At 71.0% G+C, this 22,261-nt stretch carries 22 protein-coding genes; 9 read left to right on the forward strand and 13 right to left on the reverse strand.

The window, feature by feature from the left end:
• Positions 1 to 38: 38 nt before the first annotated feature.
• Complete coding sequence (locus ABZ192_RS21140; RefSeq protein ID WP_356925974.1) at positions 39 to 551, forward strand: DUF2165 domain-containing protein; 513 nt, start codon at positions 39 to 41, stop codon at positions 549 to 551.
• Between the two features lie 10 nt (positions 552 to 561).
• Here the strand turns inward: ABZ192_RS21140 and ABZ192_RS21145 are convergent, their stop codons facing one another.
• Positions 562 to 1,116: a hypothetical protein gene (locus tag ABZ192_RS21145; RefSeq protein ID WP_356925975.1), complete on the reverse strand. Its 555-nt coding sequence runs from the start codon at positions 1,114 to 1,116 to the stop codon at positions 562 to 564.
• Positions 1,117 to 1,199: 83 nt separating this feature from the next.
• Positions 1,200 to 2,198, reverse strand: a complete 999-nt coding sequence (locus tag ABZ192_RS21150; protein ID WP_356925976.1) for a glycosyltransferase family 2 protein — start codon at positions 2,196 to 2,198, stop codon at positions 1,200 to 1,202.
• Between the two features lie 133 nt (positions 2,199 to 2,331).
• Between ABZ192_RS21150 and ABZ192_RS21155 the strand changes: the two genes are divergently transcribed.
• Both ABZ192_RS21155 and ABZ192_RS21160 read left to right on the forward strand, forming a co-directional pair.
• Positions 2,332 to 2,784, forward strand: coding sequence for a GtrA family protein (locus tag ABZ192_RS21155; protein WP_356925977.1), 453 nt, complete (start codon positions 2,332 to 2,334; stop codon positions 2,782 to 2,784).
• Between the two features lie 45 nt (positions 2,785 to 2,829).
• On the forward strand, positions 2,830 to 4,233 hold the full coding sequence (locus ABZ192_RS21160) for a hypothetical protein (RefSeq protein WP_356926049.1): 1,404 nt from the start codon (positions 2,830 to 2,832) through the stop codon (positions 4,231 to 4,233).
• A 268-nt stretch (positions 4,234 to 4,501) separates the two neighbouring features.
• On the opposite strand, the gene ABZ192_RS21165 is transcribed toward ABZ192_RS21160, so the two are convergent.
• The 3 genes from ABZ192_RS21165 to ABZ192_RS21175 form a co-directional block, all read right to left on the reverse strand.
• Entirely contained in the window at positions 4,502 to 7,087 is a 2,586-nt protein-coding gene (locus ABZ192_RS21165) for a bifunctional FO biosynthesis protein CofGH (RefSeq protein ID WP_356925978.1), read from the reverse strand.
• Positions 7,088 to 7,130: 43 nt separating this feature from the next.
• Positions 7,131 to 7,340, reverse strand: coding sequence for a hypothetical protein (locus ABZ192_RS21170; RefSeq protein WP_020275131.1), 210 nt, complete (start codon positions 7,338 to 7,340; stop codon positions 7,131 to 7,133).
• A 68-nt stretch (positions 7,341 to 7,408) separates the two neighbouring features.
• Positions 7,409 to 8,263: an LLM class F420-dependent oxidoreductase gene (locus tag ABZ192_RS21175; RefSeq protein ID WP_356925979.1), complete on the reverse strand. Its 855-nt coding sequence runs from the start codon at positions 8,261 to 8,263 to the stop codon at positions 7,409 to 7,411.
• Positions 8,264 to 8,466: 203 nt separating this feature from the next.
• Here ABZ192_RS21175 and ABZ192_RS21180 point away from each other — a divergent pair, with 203 nt between their 5' ends.
• Entirely contained in the window at positions 8,467 to 9,975 is a 1,509-nt protein-coding gene (locus ABZ192_RS21180; protein ID WP_356925980.1) for a CehA/McbA family metallohydrolase, read from the forward strand.
• Positions 9,976 to 9,998: 23 nt separating this feature from the next.
• On the opposite strand, the gene ABZ192_RS21185 is transcribed toward ABZ192_RS21180, so the two are convergent.
• On the reverse strand, positions 9,999 to 10,439 hold the full coding sequence (locus tag ABZ192_RS21185; RefSeq protein WP_356925981.1) for an ATP-binding protein: 441 nt from the start codon (positions 10,437 to 10,439) through the stop codon (positions 9,999 to 10,001).
• Positions 10,440 to 10,638: 199 nt separating this feature from the next.
• Here ABZ192_RS21185 and ABZ192_RS21190 point away from each other — a divergent pair, with 199 nt between their 5' ends.
• Genes ABZ192_RS21190 through ABZ192_RS21200 form a run of 3 tightly spaced genes read left to right on the forward strand, consistent with a single transcriptional unit; the run spans position 10,639 to position 12,130 of the window.
• Entirely contained in the window at positions 10,639 to 11,490 is an 852-nt protein-coding gene (locus tag ABZ192_RS21190) for a helix-turn-helix transcriptional regulator (protein WP_356925982.1), read from the forward strand.
• A 10-nt stretch (positions 11,491 to 11,500) separates the two neighbouring features.
• On the forward strand, positions 11,501 to 11,689 hold the full coding sequence (locus tag ABZ192_RS21195; RefSeq protein ID WP_356925983.1) for a DUF397 domain-containing protein: 189 nt from the start codon (positions 11,501 to 11,503) through the stop codon (positions 11,687 to 11,689).
• A gap of 48 nt (positions 11,690 to 11,737) precedes the next feature.
• On the forward strand, positions 11,738 to 12,130 hold the full coding sequence (locus tag ABZ192_RS21200; protein ID WP_356925984.1) for a nitroreductase/quinone reductase family protein: 393 nt from the start codon (positions 11,738 to 11,740) through the stop codon (positions 12,128 to 12,130).
• Positions 12,131 to 12,151: 21 nt separating this feature from the next.
• On the opposite strand, the gene ABZ192_RS21205 is transcribed toward ABZ192_RS21200, so the two are convergent.
• From ABZ192_RS21205 to ABZ192_RS21220, 4 genes are all read right to left on the reverse strand, one after another.
• Positions 12,152 to 13,603, reverse strand: coding sequence for an aldehyde dehydrogenase family protein (locus ABZ192_RS21205; RefSeq protein ID WP_356925985.1), 1,452 nt, complete (start codon positions 13,601 to 13,603; stop codon positions 12,152 to 12,154).
• Positions 13,600 to 15,330, reverse strand: coding sequence for a D-aminoacylase (locus ABZ192_RS21210; RefSeq protein ID WP_356925986.1), 1,731 nt, complete (start codon positions 15,328 to 15,330; stop codon positions 13,600 to 13,602). The genes ABZ192_RS21205 and ABZ192_RS21210 overlap by 4 nt, the downstream gene beginning before the upstream one ends.
• Positions 15,331 to 15,420: 90 nt before the next feature.
• The gene (locus tag ABZ192_RS21215; RefSeq protein ID WP_356925987.1) at positions 15,421 to 16,539 is read right to left on the reverse strand and encodes an LLM class flavin-dependent oxidoreductase; all 1,119 of its coding nucleotides are present in this window, start codon (positions 16,537 to 16,539) and stop codon (positions 15,421 to 15,423) included.
• A 117-nt stretch (positions 16,540 to 16,656) separates the two neighbouring features.
• Complete coding sequence (locus tag ABZ192_RS21220) at positions 16,657 to 17,427, reverse strand: glucose 1-dehydrogenase (RefSeq protein WP_356925988.1); 771 nt, start codon at positions 17,425 to 17,427, stop codon at positions 16,657 to 16,659.
• A 167-nt stretch (positions 17,428 to 17,594) separates the two neighbouring features.
• Here ABZ192_RS21220 and ABZ192_RS21225 point away from each other — a divergent pair, with 167 nt between their 5' ends.
• Positions 17,595 to 18,338: a hypothetical protein gene (locus ABZ192_RS21225; protein ID WP_356925989.1), complete on the forward strand. Its 744-nt coding sequence runs from the start codon at positions 17,595 to 17,597 to the stop codon at positions 18,336 to 18,338.
• 70 nt (positions 18,339 to 18,408) lie between these two features.
• The gene (locus ABZ192_RS21230) at positions 18,409 to 19,200 is read left to right on the forward strand and encodes a hypothetical protein (RefSeq protein WP_356925990.1); all 792 of its coding nucleotides are present in this window, start codon (positions 18,409 to 18,411) and stop codon (positions 19,198 to 19,200) included.
• 21 nt (positions 19,201 to 19,221) lie between these two features.
• On the opposite strand, the gene ABZ192_RS21235 is transcribed toward ABZ192_RS21230, so the two are convergent.
• The 3 genes from ABZ192_RS21235 to ABZ192_RS21245 all read right to left on the reverse strand — a co-directional run bounded on the left by ABZ192_RS21235 (position 19,222) and on the right by ABZ192_RS21245 (position 22,118).
• Positions 19,222 to 19,860 carry a response regulator transcription factor gene (locus ABZ192_RS21235; protein ID WP_356925991.1) on the reverse strand — a complete coding sequence of 213 codons (639 nt, stop codon included), beginning with the start codon at positions 19,858 to 19,860 and terminating at the stop codon, positions 19,222 to 19,224.
• Between the two features lie 102 nt (positions 19,861 to 19,962).
• Positions 19,963 to 20,880, reverse strand: coding sequence for a TIGR03619 family F420-dependent LLM class oxidoreductase (locus ABZ192_RS21240; RefSeq protein WP_356926050.1), 918 nt, complete (start codon positions 20,878 to 20,880; stop codon positions 19,963 to 19,965).
• Between the two features lie 2 nt (positions 20,881 to 20,882).
• Positions 20,883 to 22,118: an amidohydrolase family protein gene (locus tag ABZ192_RS21245; protein ID WP_356925992.1), complete on the reverse strand. Its 1,236-nt coding sequence runs from the start codon at positions 22,116 to 22,118 to the stop codon at positions 20,883 to 20,885.
• Positions 22,119 to 22,261: the final 143 nt, after the last annotated feature.

Consider the following 22,261-nt stretch of genomic DNA (forward strand, 5'->3'; position numbering starts at 1 on the left):
GTCGCGTCGGCCGCCGCCGCTCGGGAAGAATGATCGCCATGGCCACCTCCCCAACCTCACGCCGCGGCGCGCTGCCTCTGGCCGCCGCCCTGCTCACCGCCTCGGTCGCGCTCTACATGGCGCTGGTCGCGTTCGGGAACATCACCGACTTCGGCACCAACCAGCAGTTCGTCCGCCATGTTCTCGCCATGGACACCACGTTCAAGGACGAGGACCTGATGTGGCGGGCCGTCACCAGTACGGCACTTCAGGACACCGCCTACGTCCTGATCATCGTCTGGGAGACCGTCGCCGCGCTCGTCCTCATATACGGGACCTGGCTGTGGGCCAGACGGGACCAGCAGCAGGCGCGGCGGATGTCCACCTACGGGCTGCTGATGGTGCTGCTGCTGTTCGGGGCCGGGTTCATCGCGATCGGTGGTGAGTGGTTCTCGATGTGGCAGTCGAAGAGCTGGAACGGGCTGGACGCCGCGACCCGCGTGTTCCTGTTCAGCGGGCTCGTGCTGATCGTCAACCACCTGCCGTCCAGGCCGTCGGACCCGGCTGCCTGACGCCGACCGACTACTTGACCACGGTAACCGTCGTGCCGACCGTGCCGAACGCCCACAGTGCCGTGCCGTCCGCCTTCCGCATCCTGACCCCGCCCGTCTTGGCGCCGGAGTCGGCGGGCGGCGGCGAGGCGCCGTCGACCGCGTTGGAGAACGCGACGGAGACGCCGGACTTCGCGGCGAAGTACATGATGTGCTCGATCCGGACGCCGTCCGAGCCGGTCGTGGCCTCGGCGCGGGACGACACCGTGTAGGTGCCCGGGTCGGGGCTGACCGTGCCCGGCCACACGGCGAACGTACGGCGGGTCGCCTCGCTCGCGTCGACCAGCCACACCCGCTTCTCGCCGAGGGAGTAGACGATGCGGCGGCCGGTGCCGGAGCCGTCGGGCACCCTCGCCGGGACCGAAGCCGTGGGTGTGGGCTCCGCCGACACCGAGGCGCTCGGCTTGGCCGAGGTGGCGGCGGGCTGGGGGCCCTGGTCCGCCTGCACGGCCAGGACGGTCACCGCGGCTATCGCTCCCACGGTCAGCCCGGTCGCCCAGGCCCACGAAGGAAGTCGGGCAGGCACGGGCACGCATCTCCTCAGTCACGGGACCCCGCGGAACGGGGGTTCCGATCATCGTACTGCGAGCCCGTCGCTCCCCAGGCGGATCAGGGTCCGTCGACGGTCTTCCGGACGGGCACGGGGCCGGTACCGGCTCCATGGGCGGTGTAGAGGGAGGCGCGGACGGGGGCCGGGTAGGAGAGGTGCACCAGCCGGGTCTGTTCCTGCCGCATGTGCGTGAGCGATTCGAGGATGTAGCCCACGAGCAGGACGAGCGCGGCGATGGTCATGATCGCGGCGGCGAGGATCGCCGTGGGGACGCGGGGCACCGTGCCCGTGCGGACGAAGTCGGCGATGACGGGGATGCCGAGGACGACCGAGATCAGGGCCAGGACGCCGGCGATCACGGTGTGGACGAGGGAGGGGCGCTCCCGGCGGGCCAGGTCGAGGATGACCCGCAGGATGCGCCAGCCGTCCCGGTAGGTGCGCAGCTTGCTCTCGCCGCCGGCGGGCCGGACCCGGTAGTTCACGACCACCTCCGCCGTGGGCAGGCGCAGGTGGAGGGCGTGGATCGTCATCTCGGTCTCGGTCTCGAACTCCCGGGCCAGCGCCGGGAAGGACTTGACGAAGCGGCGGGAGAAGACCCGGTAGCCGCTGAGCATGTCGGTCACGTCGTTGCCGAACAGGGACCGCACGGCACCGGTGAGCACCTTGTTGCCGACCGCGTGGCCGGTCCGGTAGGCGCCGTCGTCCGTCACCCGGCGGGCGCCGACGACCTGGTCGTAGGGCCCGTCGAAGAGCAGGTCCACCATGTCCCGGGCGCGGGAGGCGTCGTAGGTGTCGTCGCCGTCGATGATGAGCAGGGCGTCGGCGTCGACGTCGGCGAAGGCGCGGCGGATGACGTTGCCCTTGCCCTTGCGGGGCTCCTGCCGGACGATCGCGCCCGCCGCGCGGGCGACCTCCACGGTGCGGTCGGTGGAGGCGTTGTCGTAGACGTAGACGACGGCCTCGGGGAGGGCCGCGCGCAGGTCGCGGACCACCTTGCCGACGGCCGCCTCCTCGTTGTGGCACGGCACGACACACGCGATCGTCGGTTCCACGACCACTCCCCACTCCTCATCCGAGCATCCGAGCCGGTGCCGAACAGTCACATATGGGGGAAATCATGCGGTATGAGCGCGCCCATGAGGTGGGGGCGCGCCGGGTGGCTACTCTCGCTTTGTGCCGGTTCTCACCTCTGTGACACGTTCCGTCCGTGATGCCGTCCGGGGTATCTGGCGTGAGGCCGCGAAGTTCTCCGTCGTCGGGGCGCTGGCCTTCGTCGTGGACAACGGCGGCTACAACCTGCTGGTCTTCGGTCTGCCCGGCGGCGCTCGGGGCGGGCCGATGGGGAGTTCTCCCGTCCAGGCGTCCGTCGTCGCGACGAGCGCGGCCGCGCTCTTCAGCTGGGCCGGGAACCGCTACTGGACCTATCGCCACCAGCACCGCGAGCAGGTCTCCCGCGAGCTGGGCCTGTTCCTCGTCGCGAACGGCGTCGGGCTCGCCATCACCGCCGGCACGGTCTTCGCGTCCCGGCAGCTGCTCGGGCTCGACTCGGCGCTCAGCGACAACACCGCCCGCATCCTCGGCTGGGTGCTCGCGACGCTGTTCCGCTTCTACGCCTACCGGCGCTACGTCTTCGTCGCACCCTGAGTCGTGGGCCAGCAGCCACCCGCTAGCATCCGGCATATGGGACAAATGCCTTGGCTGCCGCGTGCGCAGCGCTGGGTCTGGGGGCTGGCCGCCGTCGCCGCGGTCTGCTGCCTGGGCACGATCCTCGTGTTCGCCCCCGGCTACCTGAGTCCCGACAGCCTCGACCAGCTCCGGCAGGCCGAGGGGAAGACGCCCCTGACCGACTGGCACCCGCCCGTGCTGAGCCTGGTGTGGCGTGCGCTCATCGCGGTGACCGGCTCGATCACGTCCATGCTCGTCCTCCAGGCCGTTCTCTTCTGGGGAGCGCTCTGGGTGCTGGCCTGGTGCGTCTGGGAGCTGACCGCGAGCCGCGGCGGTTCGCTCGCCGTGCTCGGCCTCGGTCTGGCTCCCTTCGTGCTGACGTTCGTCGGGGTGGTGTGGAAGGACGTCCACGCGGCGGTCGCACTGCTCGCCGCGTGCGCGGTCGCGCTCACCGGGCTGCGGCTGCGGGACGACCGGCCTCCTCGTCCCGCCGTGCGGTGGGGGCTGCTCGGGCTGGGCGTGCTGTTCCTCGCGTACGCCATGCTGGTGCGCAAGAACGCCTTCTTCGCCGCGCTCCCCGTCTTCGTCATGCTGGTCCTCGCCCTGTGGCGCGCTCCCGGACGCCGTACGTGGGTGACGTGCACGGCGGCGCTCGTGGCCGCCCTGGTCGTACCGAGCGCCGCCATCTCCCTGTTCGCGCGGCCTCTCGGGACGAAACAGGCCGCACAGATCATGCTCGACGACCTGGTCCACGTACTGAAGGCGGACGAGCTCCGGACGGCGGACGTGCCACCCGGTCTCAGGGACCGGCTCGTGGCCTCCGCGCAGGAGTGCGAGCGCGTCGGGGCCCTGTCGGACGCCTACTGGGCCTGCTACGAACGCCCCGCGGACGGGCTGCGCGGGGACTCGGGGGAGATCACGTCCCTGTGGCTGCGCGAGATGAGCGGGCATGTGCCGGACTATCTCCAGTACCGGCTGCGGCTCTTCACGACCCTGCTGTTCGAGACCGACGATCCGTACAAAGCGGGGATCAGCCGCAACGACATGGGCCTCGAGGTGGCGCATCCCCGGCTGGAGGACATGCTCGGCACGTACGTCAAGGGCATGGTGACGGACGTGCCGTGGCTGTTCCGCGGGTGGTTCTGGCTCGCCGTCGCGCTGGTGCTGGCCATCCGCCCGGGCAACGGCCGGTTCTCGATGCCGGTCCGGGCACTGGGCATCAGCTCGGCGGCCTACATCCTCGGCTATCTGCCGATCATGCCCGCGACGGACTTCCGTTACGTCTACTGGCCGGCGATCGCCTGCACGCTCGGCCTGCTCCTGCTCTGGCTGGGCCGGGGCACGGCTCTCCCACCGCCGAAGAGCCCCGGCGCCGCGCCCGACCGTGTCGTGAGGGCAGAACAGGCGGCGGACGCCGGGGGCCGGTAGGTCCTGGCCGGTAACTCAGTCCAGCACCGGCAACAACTCCGGCAGACGCCCGTCCGACGCCTCCGCCGCCCGCTGGCGCTCCCGCGGGACCTCCCCCAGCAGGGCGTTCCGGTGGCTTCGCCACACGGGCCGGACGGCCTCGCGCCCACGCCCTCGACCCGACCGCGGCGCGGCGGCACCGCCACCCCAGGCCCCGCCGCCACGGCCCACCCCCACCGTGACGGCGCACCAGCCGGCCGACGCCGGGGGCCCGTAGACCGTCGGCCACTCAGTCCAACACCGGCAACAACTCCGGCAGACGCCCGTCCGACGCCTCCGCCGCCCGCTGGCGCTCCTGCGGGACCTCTCCGTACAGGGTGTTGCGGGGCTTCGCCGGGCGGCCCGCGGCGTCGGCCACCGCGATGAGGTCCTTGACCGACTTGTACGAGCCGTAGGAGGAGCCCGCCATCCGGGAGATGGTCTCCTCCATGAGCGTCCCGCCGAGGTCGTTGGCGCCGGAGCGGAGCATCTCGGCCGCGCCCTCGGTGCCCAGCTTCACCCAGCTGGTCTGGATGTTGGGGATGTACGGGTGCAGCAGGAGCCGGGCCATGGCCGTGACCGCGCGGTTGTCCCGCATGGTCGGGCCGGGGCGGGCGATGCCCGCGAGGTACACGGGCGCGTTGGTGTGCACGAACGGCAGCGTCACGAACTCGGTGAAGCCGCCCGTGCGCTGCTGGATGCCCGCGAGGGTGCGCAGGTGGCCGAGCCAGTGCCGGGGCTGGTCGACATGGCCGTACATCATCGTCGAGGACGAGCGGATGCCCAGCTCGTGGGCCGTCGTCACGACGTCGATCCAGTCGGCCGCGGGCAGCTTGCCCTTGGTCAGGATCCAGCGGACCTCGTCGTCGAGGATCTCGGCGGCCGTGCCCGGGATGGTGTCCAGGCCGGCCTCCTTGGCCGCCGTCAGCCACTCCCGGACGGACATGCCGGTGCGGGTCGCGCCGTTGACCACCTCCATCGGCGAGAAGGCGTGCACGTGCATGCCGGGGACGCGTTCCTTCACCGCCCGCGCGATGTCGAAGTACGCCGTGCCGGGCAGGTCCGGGTGGATGCCGCCCTGCATGCAGACCTCCACCGCGCCGACGTCCCAGGCCTGCTGGGCCCGGTCGGCGACCTGGTCCAGGGACAGGGTGTAGGCGTCGGCGTCGGTGCGGCGCTGGGCGAAGGCGCAGAAACGGCAGCCCGTGTAACAGACGTTGGTGAAGTTGATGTTGCGGGTGACGATGTAGGTGACGTCGTCACCGACGACCGACCGGCGGACGTCGTCGGCGATCCGCGCGAGGGCGTCCAGGGCCGGGCCGTCCGCGTGCAGCAGGGCCAGCGCCTCGTCGTCGGTGAGCTTCGTGGGGTCGTCGGCCGCCGTGCGCAGGGCCTGCCGTACGTCGGTGTCGATGCGCTCCGGTGCCATGCCCGGGGCGGCCGCCTCCCGCAGGGCGCCCCAGTCCCCGTACACCTCGTCGAAGTCGTCCCGGCGGTCCGAGCTGCGGCCCTCGCTGTCGATCGAGGAGTGCAGATCCGTGCGGCCGGACGCGACGAAGACCTCCTCCGGCTCCTGCCACGGCAGGCCCTCGGGAAGGGCCTCCGGGCGGGCGAGGCCGGTCTCCGGGTCGGCCAGCGCGGCCACGTGCGGGCGCAACCGCGGGTCCAGCCATGGCTCGCCGCGCCGGACGAACTCCGGGTACACGCACAGCCGTTCCCGAAGTTCGAAACCGGCCACGCGGGACTTCTCGGCGAGCTGGTCGATCTGCGGCCAGGGGCGCTCGGGGTTGACGTGGTCGATGGTCAGCGGGGACACCCCGCCCCAGTCGTCGATACCGGCGCCGATCAGCCGCTCGTACTCGTCGTCGACGAGGTTGGGCGGGGCCTGGATGCAGCCGCTCGGGCCCATGAGGAGCCGGGCGACGGCCACCGTGGCGACCAGTTCGTCCAGTTCCGCGTCCGGCATGCCGCGCATCGCGGTGTCCGGCTTGGCGCGGAAGTTCTGGATGATCAGCTCCTGGACGCCGTGGTAGGCCCGGGAGACCTTCCGCAGCGCGAACAGGGACTCGGCGCGCTCCTCGTAGGTCTCGCCGATGCCTATGAGCAGCCCGGAGGTGAACGGCACGGAGGAGCGGCCCGCGTCCTCCAGGACGCGCAGGCGGACAGCCGGTTCCTTGTCGGGGGAGCCGTAGTGGGGGCCGCCCGGCTCCGACCAGAGGCGGGTCGCGGTCGTCTCCAGCATCATGCCCATGCTGGGGGCGACGGGCTTCAGCCGCTGGAAGTCGGTCCAGCTCATGACGCCCGGGTTCAGATGGGGCAGCAGGCCCGTCTCCTCCAGGATGCGGATGGAGATGGCGCGGACGTAGGCGATGGTGTCGTCGTAGCCGTGCGCGTCGAGCCACTCGCGCGCCTCCGGCCAGCGGTCCTCGGGCTTGTCGCCGAGGGTGATGAGGGCTTCCTTGCAGCCCAGGGCCGCGCCCTTGCGGGCGATGTCCAGCACCTCGTCGGGGGACATGAACATCCCGTGGCCCTCCCGGCGCAGCTTGCCGGGGACGGTGACGAACGTGCAGTAGTGGCACTTGTCCCGGCACAGCCGGGTGAGCGGGATGAAGACGCTCTTGGAGTACGTGATGACGCCGGGCCGGCCGGCCGCCTCCAGCCCCGCGTCCCGCACCCGGGCCGCCGAGGCAGCCAGGTCCTCCAGGTGCGCGCCCCGGGCCTGGAGCAGGACGGCCGCCTCGGCGACGTCGAGGGAGACGCCGTCCCTGGCCCGTTTCAGGGCGCGACGCATGGAGTTCTCGGTGGGGCCGGTTCCGGGGGTCGCGGAAGTCGTCATCCTTCGAGCATACGATCGCGCTGATCAACTCGGCCGGACCCCGTCAGTGGAAGGCCAGCCACCCGATACCCAGGGCGGACACGAGACCGCTGAGGGCCACGGCGAAGGGCCTGTTGCGGTGCTGCAGGCCGAACCAGACCAGCGCGGCGGTCACCAGCACGGCCGATGTGCCGATCGAGGCGCGCAACAGCCCTTGACTGTAGCCATATTCGGTGAAATGCCGCGCGAGCCACGATAACCAGGCAAGCCTCATGACGCCGTGCTCTCCCCCTGTGTCCGGACCGAGTGGTCAGCTCGGCGAGTTGTCAGATACCTGGAAGATCAGGTACCCGGAAGATATCGCGTGAGCGCGTCGAGTGCCTTCAGCACCTCCGCCTCCCCCGCCGGCGGCAGTTGCGCCACGACCTCCTCGATGCCCAGGTCCGCGTAGTGCGCGAGCTTGCCCGGGGTGGGGTGGACGGCGTACGGGACGACGTGCAGGGCTTCGGGGTCGCGGCCCGCGTCGGTCCACGCGGTGCGCAGCAGCGGCAGGGACTCGGCAAGACCGCGCCCGCCGATGGGCAGCCAGCCGTCGGCGTACTCGCAGACATGGGCGAACAGCTTCGGCCCCGCCGCCCCGCCGAGGAGCGTGCGCGGGCCGACGACCGGGCCACGCGGCGTCCGGACCGGCTTGGGGTACGCGTCACTGGCCCGGACGCTGCCGAACTCCCCCTCGTACGCGACCGGTTCCGGTGACCACAGCGCCCGCATCAGCGCCATCCGGTCCCGCACCAGCTCGCGCCGGGTGCGCCACGTCACGCCGTGGTCGGCGGCCTCCTCGACGTTCCAGCCGAAGCCGACGCCGAGCGTGAACCGGCCCCCGGACAGGTGGTCTACGGTCGCGACCTGCTTGGCCAGGTCGATCGGGTCGTGCTGGGCGACGAGCGTGATGCCCGTGCCGAGCCCGAGCCGCTCGGTGACGGCGGCGGCCTGGCCGAGCGCCACGAAGGGATCGAGCGTACGGCCGTACTCGCGCGGCAGCTCGCCGCCCGCCGGGTACGGCGTGGTCCGCTCGACGGGGATGTGCGTGTGCTCGGGCAGGTACAGCCCGTCGAAACCACGGTCCTCCAGCTCGCGTGCGAGCCGGGTCGGGGAGATCGTCTCGTCGGTGAGGAAGATCGTCACGGCGATGCGCATGAGCTATCTGTACCTGAGGGGCACGGGGCTGTCGATACCGACCGGTCGGCATCGACAGGTGCCGACGCGACGTTGTTCGGCTGTTTCCCGCCCCCGGATTCCCTTCCCTTGCACGCCGGTTCACGGCTCAATACAAGGATTGCACCGCACCACCCCCGCACCACCCATGCCATGTCAGCGGACGACACCTGGGGAGCAGCAACATGTGCGAGGACCACCACGGCGGGCTCGGCCGGCGCGCTCTGTTCGTGACGGGAGCGGCCGCCGCGCTTACCTTGGGAAGCGTGAGCTTCGCCGCAGCGGCCGACGGGGACCAGGAGAGCAGAACGGTGCGCGGCACCCTGCCGCCCGGCTCCCCCGACTTCGTGTACGTGCCCGTCGAGGTCCCGGCCGGTGTCCGGGAGCTCAAGGTCGCCTACACCTACGACCGCCCGTCCGTCCCGGCCGGCACGACCGGCAACGCCCTCGACATCGGCATCTTCGACGACCGCGGCACCGAGCTCGGCGGCCGGGGCTTCAGGGGCTGGTCGGGCGGGGCGCGCACGGACTTCTTCATCCGCGCGGACGAGGCGACGCCCGGCTACATTCCGGGCCCGGTGCGCGAGGGCACCTGGCACATCGCGCTCGGCCCGTACACGGTCGCCCCGCAGGGCCTGTCGTACGAGATCACGATCACGCTGACGTACGGCGAGCCGGGTGAGACCGTCCGGCCGGTGTACCCGCCGGACCGGGCCAGGGGCCGGGGCCGTGCCTGGTACCGGGGCGACTGCCACCTGCACTCCTGGTACTCCGACGGCCGCCGCACTCCCGCGGAGATCGGGGCGCTGGCGCGGGCGGCGGGCCTGGACTTCATCAACTCCTCCGAGCACAACACCCACTCGGCGCACGCCCATTGGTCGAACGTGGCCGGGGACGACCTGCTGGTCATGCTGGGCGAGGAGGTCACGACACGCAACGGCCACGTCGTCGCCCTCGGCACCGACCCGGGCACCTTCGTCGACTGGCGCTACCGGGCCCGCGACAACCGCTTCGGCCGTTTCGCCCACCGCATCCGCCGGGCCGGAGGCCTGGTCGTCCCGGCCCACCCGCACGCCACGTGCGTCGGCTGCAACTGGAAGTTCGGCTTCGGCGAGGCGGACGCGGTCGAGGTGTGGAACGGCCCCTACACGCCCGACGACGAGGTGACCCTCGCCGACTGGGACAGCATGCTGGTGGCGTCGGTGCGGGACGGGCGCGACTGGATCCCGGCGATGGGCAGCAGCGACGCCCACCGCGACCCGGACGCCGTCGGGCACCCCCAGACGGTCGTCCTGGCCGACGACCTGACCCGGCAGGCCATCCAGGAGGGCATCCGGGCGGGACGGTCGTACGTCGCCGAGTCCGCCAAGGTCGAGCTGTCGTTCCGGGCGTCCGGCGGGCGCGGCGCACACGCGGGCATCGGCGAGCGGTTGCGGGTGGACCGCGACACCCCGGTCACCGTCCGCCTGGAGGTCACGGGCGCCCCACGCTGCACGGTCCGCTTCGTCACCGACCAGGGCGTGCTGCACACGAGCGCCCCGCTGCCGGTGTCCGGCTCGGGTGCCGTCGAGTGGCGGACGACGCCGTCGTACGCGGCGTACGTACGGGCGGAACTGCGGCACGAGGCGGCGGCGGGTCCGGTGCCGGGGGCGCTGGCGGCGTTCACCAACCCGATCTTTCTCGGGCGTCAGTGAGACCACGGCCCGCACAGCCCCACTCACCACGCCGCCGCCCCGCCCCCGCACTCGGCCCACAGCAGTTTGCCGCCCTTCGACGCGCCCAGCTCGCGGAACACCGAGGCGCCCCACGCGTCCGCGCAGGCGCGCACCAGGGGGAGGCCGCGGCCGTGCTCGGCGTCCGGTGGGGGTGCGGCGGCCCTTTCAGTGGAGAATCCGGGCGGGACGCGCGGATCCGTGTCCCATACGGCCACACGGAGTCGGCCGGGATCCGCCGAGCGGACGCGGAGGGCGTACGGCCCCTTGGTGTGGCAGTGCGAGTTCGCCAGCAGTTCGGCGGCCAGGAGTTCCGCCGTCGGGACGAGTTCGGGCATGTCGTGAGCGGCGAGAATGAGTCTGAGGGTGCCGCGTGCGATGCCGGGTGCGCGTGGATCGTGCGGCAGGTGCAGGGTGTAGTTCCAGGACGGGGATACGGTGGCCATCGGAAGTCTCCGGGCTGAGGGGAGCTGGACGGGTGCCTGGTGTCTCTGCCGTGGCGTCCCACGGTGCGCTTCCAGGCGGGGCGCCTGAGGAGGAAGATAGGGCCTCGACAAATGACATTTGCGCGATCCGGAGATACTTCGGCCAACTTCCCTTCGTGTGGGTGACTTGCGACGGAACGTATGTCCAGGAGGCGTTCACATGCCCGCAAGACCGCCTCTGACGGCCCGCCGCCTCCGGCTCGCCGTGGAGCTGCGCAAGATGCGCGAACGTGCGGGCATGACGGCGACCGAGGCCGCACGTGCGCTCGGCACGAGCCAAGGTCAGCTCAGCAACGTGGAGTCGGGACGCTTCGGGGTGAGCCCCGAGCGCATCCGGGCTCTGGCCCGCATCTACTCCTGCGCGGACCAGGGGTTCATCGAGGCACTGGTCGACATGGCGACCGACAAGACGTTCGGCTGGTGGGAGTCGTATCGCGAAGTACTGCCATCAGGGCTCCTCGACCTGGCCGAACTGGAGCACCACGCCATCGCCCTACGCACGGCGTACACCTCCCACATGCCGGGTTTGCTCCAGACCGCCGATCATGCGCGTGAGATCTTCCGGCACGTCATCCCCTCACCGACACCGCCCGAGGTCGAGCACCGCGTCTCCCACCGGATCAAACGGCAGGGAGTGCTGTACGGGGACCATCCGACTCCGTACGGGACGACCGTGCACGAGGCTGCCCTGCACATGCGCGTCGGCGGCCGGAACGTGGCGCGTGCCCAGTTGCAGCACTTGCTCGACATGAGTGAACGCGAGCACATCACGATCCGCGTGCTTCCGTACGACGTCGGCGCGTTCCCCGGGGCCGGTCAGTCGATCAACTACCTGTACGGCGCCGTGCCGCAACTCGACACCGCTCAACTCGACCAGTTCCACGGCCCGGCCCTCCTCGACGCCGAGGCCCTCCTGGAGAAGTACCGGAACCTGCTCGACATCGTGGAAGCCACCGCACTCAGTCCAGAAAAGTCCCGGGATCTGATCCACTCCATCGCCCAGAACCTGTAAGGGAGCCGACATGTCCCCGCACCGCTGGCAGAAGTCGTCCTACTGCCAGGAAGGCGACGCCTGCGTCCACATATCCGTCAGCCCCGGCTCCGTCCACATAACCGACCGCCCCGACCCGCCCCGGGTCATCATCACCACCAGCCACACCGCATTCCGCGCCCTGCTCTCCTACGCCAGGTCGGCCAGGACCGCCGCGTGATCCGAGGGCCGCACCCCGTCCACCGGGCAGACAAGGAGACCCCCGACGATGTCCCGCGTCGCCGACCTGAGGTTCCGGGCCGCCACGTCCTTCCAGCGCCGCGTCAACCCGCTCATGCGGCGCCTTCCCCTCCAGACCGTTCTGGAGACGAACGGCCGTGTCTCGGGCCTGCCCCGCCGCACCCCGGTGGGCGGTCGCCGCGTCGGTGACTCCTTCTGGCTGGTGTCGGAGTTCGGCGAGCGGTCGCAGTACGTGCGCAACATCAGGGCCGATCCGCGGGTGCGGGTGCGGATCCGGGGGCGGTGGCACACCGGGGTCGCGCATCTGCTGCCGGACGACGACCCGGTGGCGCGGCTGCGGCGGCTGCCGAAGGTCAACGGCCTGGGCGTGCGGGCGTTCGGGACGGATCTGCTGACGGTGCGGGTGGATCTGACGGACTGACCACGCCCTGGCGCGCGGGCCTCACCCCGGCCACACGATCGCCTGCACCTCGCTGTACGCGTGCAGGGCGTACGAGCCGACGTCCCTGCCGACGCCGCTCTTCTTGAAGCCGCCGAAGGGGGCCTCCATGTTGCGGCCCACGGTGTTGATCCCGACCCCGCCCGCCCGCAGACGCCGGGCCAGCCGGAAGGCCCTGGCCACGTCGCCCGACCAGACGTAGTCGATGAGGCCGTAGTCGGTGTCGTTGGCCAGGGCCACGCCCTCCTCCTCGTCGTCGAAGGGGATGACGACCACGACCGGGCCGAAGATCTCCTCGCGCGCCACGCGCATGTCGTTGGTGCAGTCGGCGAGGAGGGTCGGGGTGACGTAGAAGCCGGTCGGCAGGGCGGGGCGGTCGCCGCCCGTGACGACCGTCGCGCCTTCCTTCCGGCCCAGTTCGACGTACGACTCCACCCGGTCCCGGTGCGTCGCCGAGATCACCGGGCCGACCACCGTGTCCGGCTCGCGAGGGTCGCCCACCTTCAACCGGCGCGCGTACGCGGCCAGTTGCTCGACCAGGCGGTCATAGATGCCCCGCTGCGCCAGCACCCGGGTCGGTGCCGTGCAGATCTGGCCGCTGTAGAAGGAGAATGTCGTGCCGATGCCGGCGACCGCCGAGCCGAGGTCGGCGTCGTCGAGGACGATCGCCGCGCCCTTTCCGCCCAGCTCCATCAACTGCCGCTTCATGCCGCGCCCGCACACCTCGGCGATGCGCTGCCCGACCGCCGTGGAGCCGGTGAAGCTGACCATGTCGACGTCCGGTGAGTCCACGGCCGCCTCGCCGGCCTCGGTCCGCGCACCGCTGACCACGTTCACCACGCCGCGCGGTACACCGGCGGCCTCCAGCGCCTCCGCCATCCGGTACACCGACAGGGGATCCTGGGGTGCCGGCTTCACCACGACCGTGTTGCCCATCGCCAGGGCGGGGGCGATCTTGCCGGCCGGGTTGGCCCAGGGGTTGTTGTACGAGGTGATGCACGTGACGACCCCGACGGGCTGGCGGACGGCGAGTGCGCCCATGACGCCCGCCCGCCCCATCGGCCCGGCCTCGTTGATCTGCGGCGGGATCGGCCACTCGGCGGGCTCCACGCGCGCGTAGCGACGGAAGCGGGCGGCGGCGACCCCGACCTGCATGCCGCGTGCGGTGCCCGTGGTCGCGCCCGTCTCCGCCCGGGCCAGCTCGGCGTACGGCACGAGGCGGTCCCGGATGATGTCCGCGGCGCGGGCCAGGACCGCGGCCCGCTCCTCCGCGGGCGTGGCCGACCACGGCCCGAAGGCCTCGCGGGCCGCGGCGCAGGCCGCGTGCACCTGATCCCGCGAGGCCTCCGGCGCCCGCCCGACGGTCTGCTCGGTCGCCGGGTCGATCACCTCGTAGTGGCCGCCGTCCGGCTCCACCCAGGAGCCGCCGACGAAGAGTGACTGCCGGGCCGTCACCTCGTGCTCACCGTCTCCGTGTCCCGGCCGGAGCGCAGCACCCGCCCCGGCACGGCACCCGTCACCACGTCGTCCCGGATCGCCTCGACCCCGTTGACCCACACGGCCCGCACGCCCAGCGCCCGGGAGTCCAGCCGCGGGCTGTCCCCCGGCAGGTCGTGCACCAGGGTGGCCGGGCCGGCGTCGATCCGCTCCGGGTCGAACAGGACGAGGTCGGCGTGCCAGCCCTCCCGCACCTGCCCGCGCTGCCGCAGGCCGAAGAGCCGGGCCGGGTCGTCGGTCAGCATCTTCACGGCCTGCTCCAGACCGACCAGCTTCCGGCCGCGCAGACAGTCCCCGAGGAACCGGGTCGTGTACGGCGCCCCGCACATCCGGTCCAGATGCGCGCCCGCGTCGGATCCGCCGAGCAGCACGTCCTCGTGCCGCCAGGTCTCCGCCCGCAGCGCCCAGGACGCCGGGTCGTTGTCGGGCGGCATCGGCCACAGCACCGTGCGCAGATCGTCGTTGGCGCAGATCTCCACCAGGCACGTGAAGGGCTCCTGGCCGCGCTCCTCGGCGATGTCCTCGACCACGCGCCCGGTCAGCCCGGCGTTCGCCTCGCTGTAGGTGTCGCCGATGACGTACCGCCCGAAGTTCGCCAGCCGCCGGAAGACGCCCGCCTCCTTGGACCGGGCGCGCCGCAGCATCTCGTCCCGTACGTCCGGGTCGCGCAGCTTCTCGATCCGCTCGGGCACGGGCAGCCCCAGGATCGGCCCCCACCCGGGGATCAGGTTCAGCGCGCAGAAGGTCCCCAGCGACATGTTCATCGGCGTGAGGATCGGCATGGTCAGCGCCACGACCCGGCCGCCCGCCTTGCGCGCCTGCTCGCTCGCCAGGAGCTGCCGGGGCACCCGCTCGGGCACGGCCGCGTCGATGGTCAGGACGTTCCAGTTCAGCGGCCGCCCGGCTGCCGCGCTCATCTCCACGAACAGGTCGATCTCCGCGTCGCTGAACTGGTCGAGGCAGCCCGCGACGATGGCCTCGATCTGCGTGCCCTCGTGCTCCCCGACGGCCCGCGACAGCGCCAGCAGCTCGGCCGGTCCGGCGTGCCGGGAGGCGACCGGTTTCCCGTCGCCGTCTGAGTGGCTGGTCGACTGGGTGGTGGACAGCCCCCAGGCCCCGGCGTCCATGGACTCCCGCAACAGCCGGACCATCGCCGCCAGCTGCTCCCCGGTCGGCTGTCCGCCGATGGCCTGCGGACCCATCACGTACCGCCGCAGCGCACAGTGCCCCACCATGAACCCGGCGTTGACGGCGATCCGACCCTCCAGGGCGTCCAGGTACTCCCCGAAGGAATGCCAGTTCCAGGGCGCCCCCTCCTCCAGCGCCACCAGCGACATGCCCTCGACCTTCGACATCATCCGCCGCGTGTAGTCGGCGTCCCCGGGCCGGTCCGGGTGCAGCGGCGCGAGGGTGAACCCACAGTTCCCGCCGGCGACGGTGGTGACCCCGTGGTTGAGGGAGGGCGTGGCGTACGGATCCCAGAAGAGCTGGGCGTCGTAGTGCGTGTGGGGGTCGACGAAGCCGGGGGTGAGGACGAGGCCGGTGGCGTCCTCGCTTGTGCGCGCCTCCTGAGTCACTTCACCGATGACGGCGACACGCCCGTCCCGTATGCCCACGTCGGCGGTACAGGCGGGCGCACCGGTCCCGTCCACCACGGTCACACCCTTGATGACGTGATCGAGCATGAGCCCTCAACTCCCTTGAGATGATCGCCCTTCAGGGGCGCGGGGAACTGCGCGACCAGCCACAACGCACGCCGCACCCGCCAACGACGCTCAGGCACCCCTCCGGAACCGCGAAGTCCGATGCACAGGATCCGTATCGATCTTGGGAATCACATGCTCCCCGACCAGCCGAATCGTCTGCAGGGTCTCCTCCTTCGGCACCCCCACCGGCAGCCCGAAACTCAACTGGTCCGCCCCCGCCTGCTCCCACCGCTTGCACTGCGTGAGCACCTCGTCCGGATCGCCGCAGATCAGCAGCTCCTCCTCGATGAGAACCTCCACCAACTCCTCGGTGTACTCCGGCAGCGTCTCCGGCCACACCGGAAACCCCTCGGGCCGCGGGAACGTGTCGTGGTACCGGAACACCAGCGACGGCAGATAGTGCAGCTGCCCGTTCGCCGCGATCCGCACCGCCTCCTCGTGCGTCGGCGCGCAAATCGCCGTCGTCGTCACCATCACGTTGTCGTTGACGAAGTCACCGACCGGCTCGGCGTCCACGATCGCCGTCTTGTACTGCTCCAGCACCCACTCCATGTCGGAGACCTTCTGCACGCTGAAGCCGAGCACGCCGAGCCCCTTCTTCGCGGCCATGGCGTACGACGGCGGCGACCCGGCCGCGTACCACATCGCCGGGTGGGAGCCGCCGTACGGCTTCGGCAGGATCTTCCTCGGTGGCAGCGACCAGTGCTTGCCCTGGAAGCCGACGTACTCGTCCTGGAGCCACATCTTGGGGAACTCGGCGATGGTCTCTTCCCAGATCTCCTTGGTGTGGTTCATGTCGGTCACGCCCGGCATGAACCCCAGGATCTCGTGCGAGCCGGCACCCCGCCCGCTGCCGAACTCGAAGCGTCCCTCGCTGAGGTGGTCGAGCATGGCGACCTTCTCGGCGACCTTCACGGGGTGGTTGACCGGGGCGAGCGGGTTGAAGATGCCCGAGCCCAGGTGGATCCGTTCCGTGGCGTGTGCCAGGTACCCGAGGAAGACGTCGTTGGCGGACAGGTGCGAGTACTCCTCCAGGAAGTGGTGTTCGGAGGCCCAGGCGTACTTGAAGCCCGACTTGTCGGCCTGGATGACGTACTCGGTCTCCTCCATCAGCGCCTTGTGTTCGGCGAGCGGGTCGGTCTCGGCCCGTTTGCCCACGTATCCCTGTACGAAGACCCCGAATTCCAAGGAGATTCACCGCCCCACGCGTCGGTTCTGACGGACCGTCAGATGCATGGCTCCGACTGTTCCACCGCTCCCCGGGAGCGTCAATAGCTGACGGGCCGTCAGGCCACTGCCGACGGATCAGATGACACTCACTCCCGCCAGCCAGCCCCCGTCGATCACGAACGGCTGCCCGGTGATGTAGGAGGAGTCCTCGCACGACAGGAACAGGGCGAGCCGCGCCACCTCCTCCGGCCGCCCGACCCGCCCCAGCGGCACGAGCTTGCGGTACAGCCGGTCGAGCCCCCTGGCCGTCTCCTCCGCGTCGGCGGCCGGGTCCAGCCGGGCCGGGTTGGACATCGCGGTGTCGATCGCGCCCGGGCAGACGGCGTTGACGCGTATCCCCCGCCCGGCCAGCTCCAGCGCGGCGACCCGGGTCAGCCCGACCACGGCGTGCTTGCTCGCCGCGTACGCGCCCACCGCCGCCATGCCCGTCAGACCGGTGTACGAGGCGGTGTTGACGATCGTGCCCCCGTCGGCCATGCCGGGCGCGACGGCCCTGATGCCGAGGAAGCAGCCCACCTGGTTGACCTGGACGACCCGCATGAACTCGTCGAGGGGTGTGTCGAGGAGGGAGTTGAAGCGGAGGATGCCGGCGTTGTTGACCAGCCCGTCGACCCGGCCGTACGCCTCCTCGGCGGCGGTGACGGCCGCCCGCCAGTCGTCCTCCCGGCCGACGTCGAGATGGACGTACCGGGCGCCGATCTCCTTCGCGAGGGCCTCGCCCCGGTCGTCGAGGACGTCCGCGACGACCACCCGGGCACCCTCGGCGGCGAACAACCGGGCCTCCTGCTCGCCCTGGCCGCGCGCCGCTCCGGTGATGATGACGACCCGTCCGTCGAGCTTGCCCATGGCAGCCCCCTTCGCGCGGTGGACACGGTGGACTGGGCATCGTACCGACATACCTGACGAGGCGTCAGATGCAAGACCTGGCCGTTGCTGAGGCGAATCTCACGTAACCCGCAAGTAGGGATGTTTGACCCTGTCGGGGCCGGTCGGGACCTTCCAGGATCGGGCCCATGGCCAAGAGAAGACTGAAGAACAGGAAGATCAGGATCGTCGCGATCGGATCGGCTCTCGTGACCGGTGGCGCCGTGGCCACGGTGCTGCTGCCGTCGGCGAACGCCGCCGACGAGAAGACACCCGAGCAGATCATGACGATGTGCGAGCGGGCCGAGGTGCTCAACGGAAGGCAGCAGTCCATCTCCGATTTCGGCGGCCACCCCATCGCCGGACCGAGTTTCGCCTCCGACAACTGCGATTTCGTCGAGACGAAGTTCGAGACCTTCGACGGACCGGCCGAAAAGGCCTCCATCGACTTCCCGAACTGCGAACCCGGCGCCACCGAACCGGCGAAGGTGTCGGTCACCTGGCAGGCGACGACCGCGCAGGGCCAGGGCAAGTACACCTCCACCCAGCAGGGCGGCGCCGGAGGGCTCTTCGGGGCACTGAGCGGGTCCTGGGTCAAGCACAAGGGCACCCTCGACATGACCGTCAGGTCGGCGACCGCCGGTGACACGGAACAGCGGGAAGTCCCCGTCGGCAAGGTCCTCCACATGGAGTTCACGCCGAAGATGCAGCGCATGACGGGCGAATGGCGGGTGCGGATCGACGCGCGTGAGGCGACGACCGTCACCAATCCCACTCCGGAACAGAACTTCGTGGCACCGGAGGTCGTCGAGGGCCCGGTCGTGCTGCCGGGGGCGGCCGGTGCCCCGGGTGTCGTGGACGGCACCTCCAAGGCCGTACTGACCGACTGCTGAGCGACCGCCGACCGACCGCAGCCCTCCTTCCCCCACAACCGCAGCCTTCCTTCCCCCACAGGAGAACCCCATGACACGCACCGGCCGCTCGAGAAGCCACCGGAGCAAGAAGAAGCGCATCACCCTCGCCCTGGCCCCGGTCGCGGCCGTCGCGGTGGCGGTGCCGCTGATGAATCCCGCGGGTGCCGCCACCCCCTCCGAAGTGACCTCCGACTGCGCGGCGGACTCCGACAAGCTGGAGAACTGCGAGTTCGTCGACGTCCAGTTCAAGCGGAACAACCTCGGTCCCAACCAGCGCGTCTCCGCGGTGACCGACAACTGCGGATCGACGAGCACCGCCTCGAAGACCTTCAACGTGAGCACGTCCGTCACCAGGACCACTCAGCTGGAGGACGGATTCACCGCGGGCGCCGACACGAAACTCGGCAATTCCTTCTTCGAGATCGGCGCGAAGTTCAGCACGTCCGAGATCAACATCACGCGTGACGACAAGACGACCACCTTGCAGTTCAGCAGGACGGACACCGTGCAGCCCGACAGCGTCGGGTTCTTCATGTGGTCCGCGAAGCGCACCGACGTGAGCGGCTACCTCAAGGCCACGTACAAGGAGGCGCAGGACGGCGGCACGGTCTTCTTCTCCCCGAGCGAGGGCGCCACGAGCGTGCACGTCTTCTATCCGCAGGTCCTGAAGAACGGCACCCCCGACGGGCGGCTGTGGCTGCGCAACGTCAAGTGCGGAACGCCCGAGGCGTCGGGCCTGAAGAATTCCACACGCGCCCTGCGGTCCGAACCGGGATTCGGTGAGGCCGGCCAGAACGTCACCGACGTCGAGATCCCGCTGTCGGACATTCCGGCAGGGTAGAAGAACCGCTTCCCGAGGTTCTCAGATGCGAAGCACGGGCGCGGCTCCCAGCCACCTCAGGACCGCGTCCGTGCTGCCGCGTGCGTCCAGCTTGGCGTAGATGTTGCTGAGGTTGTTGCGGACGGTCTTCTCGCTCAGCCGTAACCGCAGCCCGATCTCCTGCGCGCCCAGCCCCGTCGACAGCAGCTCCATGATCTGCCGCTCGCGCGGGGAGAGCCGCCCGCGCAGCCGCTCCAGCGCCGTGTCCTGCGTGGACGCCCGCCGGGCCCCCTCGCGCAGGGCCGCGCAGGCCGCCGGGGAGAGGTAGGTGTGCCCGATGGTGGCCCCGACGACGGCCGAGGAGAGCATGCAGGTGCAGTAGTCGCCCTCGACCAGGTACCCGGCGCCGCCCCGGAACACCTCGACGATGGTCTCGGCGTCCCGGTCCGGCCCGATCACGATCACCGGCACGCCGTCGGCCCGCAACTGCCGCAGTCCGTCGACCGGTTCGGCGCAGCGCAGGACGACGACGTCGACGCCGCCCGGGACACGGAAGGGCGGGGGCGGGCGCAGGCTCACCGCGCGTTCGACGTACGGGTCGTCCGGGGCCGGCCAGTCGGGATGCGGCCAGGGGCCCTCCGGGCAGGCGAGGGCGACGGAGAGTTTCCGGGAAGTGCGCACGTCATTGTGTCCTTCCGCCGAAGCCGTACGAGTCCGTACGTGTCCGTACGTCCGTACATACGGAGATCGGCGTGGACATGTTCAAGCTTTCAAGGAACGCGCTTACGGCAGCAGCGGCGCGACCTCCTCCCCGAACTGCTCGATCTGCTCGACGAGTTCGGCCCGGCTCCGGCTGCGGAACCGCACCTGCACCTGGTCCACTCCCATCGCGCGGTAGGCCCGCAGCGACTCGGCGACCGCTTCGGCGGGCCCGCCGACCGTCCGCCGCCCGACGTCCCAGCCCGCCGCCCCGACGTACAGGGGCTCGGCGATGGCCCCGACCGTGAACGGCCCCTCGATCCCGGCCTCTTCCCTGAGCCGCCGTATCCGCGCGATCCGGTCCGGCAGCACGTCCCTCGGGTCGCCCTGCGGCAGCCAGCCGTCGCCCTTGAGCGCCGCCCGTCGCAGGGCGGCCGGCGAGGACCCGCCGACCCAGACCGGGACCCGGTCCTGCGCCGGGCGGGGCCGCTGCCCGAGCCCCTCGAAGTCGTAGAACTTGCCGTGGTGTCCGGGGAACTCCTCCGGCCCGAGGGCGGCACGCAGGGCGTCGATCGACTCGTCCAGCACGGCACCGCGCCGCTCGAAGTCGGCCCCCAGCGCCTCGAACTCCTCCCGCACGTGCCCCGCCCCGACCCCGAGGATCAGCCGCCCGCCGGACAGGTGGTCGAGGGTGGCGTACTGCTTGGCGCTGAGCAGCGGATGCCGCAGCCCCACCACGGCGACGTGACTGAGCAGCCGGGTCCGCTCGGTGGCCGCCGCGAGGAAGGCGAGGGTGGCGACCGGGTCGTACCAGACCGTGCTCATCGCGGACGCGAGCCGGCGCGGGATGGCGACGTGGTCGCAGCACGCCAGGTAGGCGAAGCCGGCCCGGTCGGCGGCGCGGGCCACGGCGAGCAGGTCCTCGGGCCCGGCGGCGGCTTCCCAGGGCTCGGCGTAGATCGTGCTCTGGGACTGGACCGGGAGCTGGATCCCGTAGGCCAGGCTCACCGCGCCCCGTCCCAGAGTCCGTCGTCGGTCAGTCCCAGCAGCTCGATCGCGTTCCGCCGCACGATCCGCTCCACCACCTCCGGCTCCAGGTGCCCCATCTGCGCCTCACCGACCTCGCGGGACTTGGGCCAGGTGGAGTCGGAGTGGGGATAGTCGGTCTCGTAGAGCACGTTGTTCAGGCCGATCGCGTCCAGGTTGCGCAGCCCGAAGGCGTCGTCGAAGAAACAGCCGTAGACGTGGTCGGCGAACAGCTCGGACGGCGGCCGGTGCACCTTGTCGGCGACGCCGCCCCAGCCGCGGTTCTCCTCCCACACGACGTCGGCCCGCTCCAGGATGTAGGGGATCCAGCCGATCTGCCCCTCGGCGTACATGACCTTGAGGTTCGGGAACTGCTCGAACTTGCCGCTCATCAGCCAGTCGACCATCGAGAAGCAGCAGTTGGCGAAGGTGATGGTGGAGCCGACGGCGGGCGGGGCGTCGGCGGAGGTGGAGGGCATCCGGCTGCTGCTGCCGATGTGCATGGCGACGACCGTGCCGGTCTCGTCGCACGCGGCGAGGAACGGGTCCCAGTCGTCGGTGTGGACGGAGGGCAGCCCGAGGTACGGCGGGATCTCGGAGAAGGCGACGGCACGGACCCCGCGTGCGGCGTTGCGCCGGACCTCCTCGGCGGCCAGCTCGGGGTCCCAGAGCGGGATCAGGGTGAGCGGGATGAGCCGCCCGTGCGCCTCGGGGCCGCACCACTCCTCCACCATCCAGTCGTTGTAGGCACGGACGCAGAGCAGCCCCAGCTCATGGTCCTTCGCCTCGGTGAAGGTCTGGCCGCAGAAACGCGGGAACGTCGGGAAGCACACGGCGGACTGCACGTGGTTGACGTCCATGTCGGCGAGCCGGGCCGGGACGTCGTAGGAGCCCGGCCGCATCTGCTCGTAGGTGATGACCTCCAGGCGTATCTCGTCCCTGTCGTACCCGACGGCGGTGTCCAGGCGGGTCAGGGGCCTGCGGAGGTCCTCGTAGACCCACCAGTCACCGACGGGACCGTCGTCCCCGGGCGCACCCATGACGGGCTTGAAGCGCCCGCCGAGGAACGTCATCTCCTTCACGGGCGCACGGACGATCCGGGGTCCGGTGCCCCGGTACTTCTCCGGGAGCCGGTCCTGCCAGACGGTCGCGGGCTCCACGGTGTGGTCGTCCACGGAGATGATCAGCGGAAACGTGCTCTCGTGGGTGTCCATGAGGCCACGGTAGCGCCGATCTGACGGTCCGTCAGCTACGGGTACCGGAGCGTTTGGCTGCCTCGAGGCGCCAAGGTCATCTCGGACACACCTCGGCCGCGACGGCTCCCCCTCCGCGCCGCCGCGGCCGAACCCCGTGTCGA

This window comes from Streptomyces sp. NPDC006235, assembly GCF_040613735.1.
Taxonomy (GTDB): domain Bacteria; phylum Actinomycetota; class Actinomycetes; order Streptomycetales; family Streptomycetaceae; genus Streptomyces.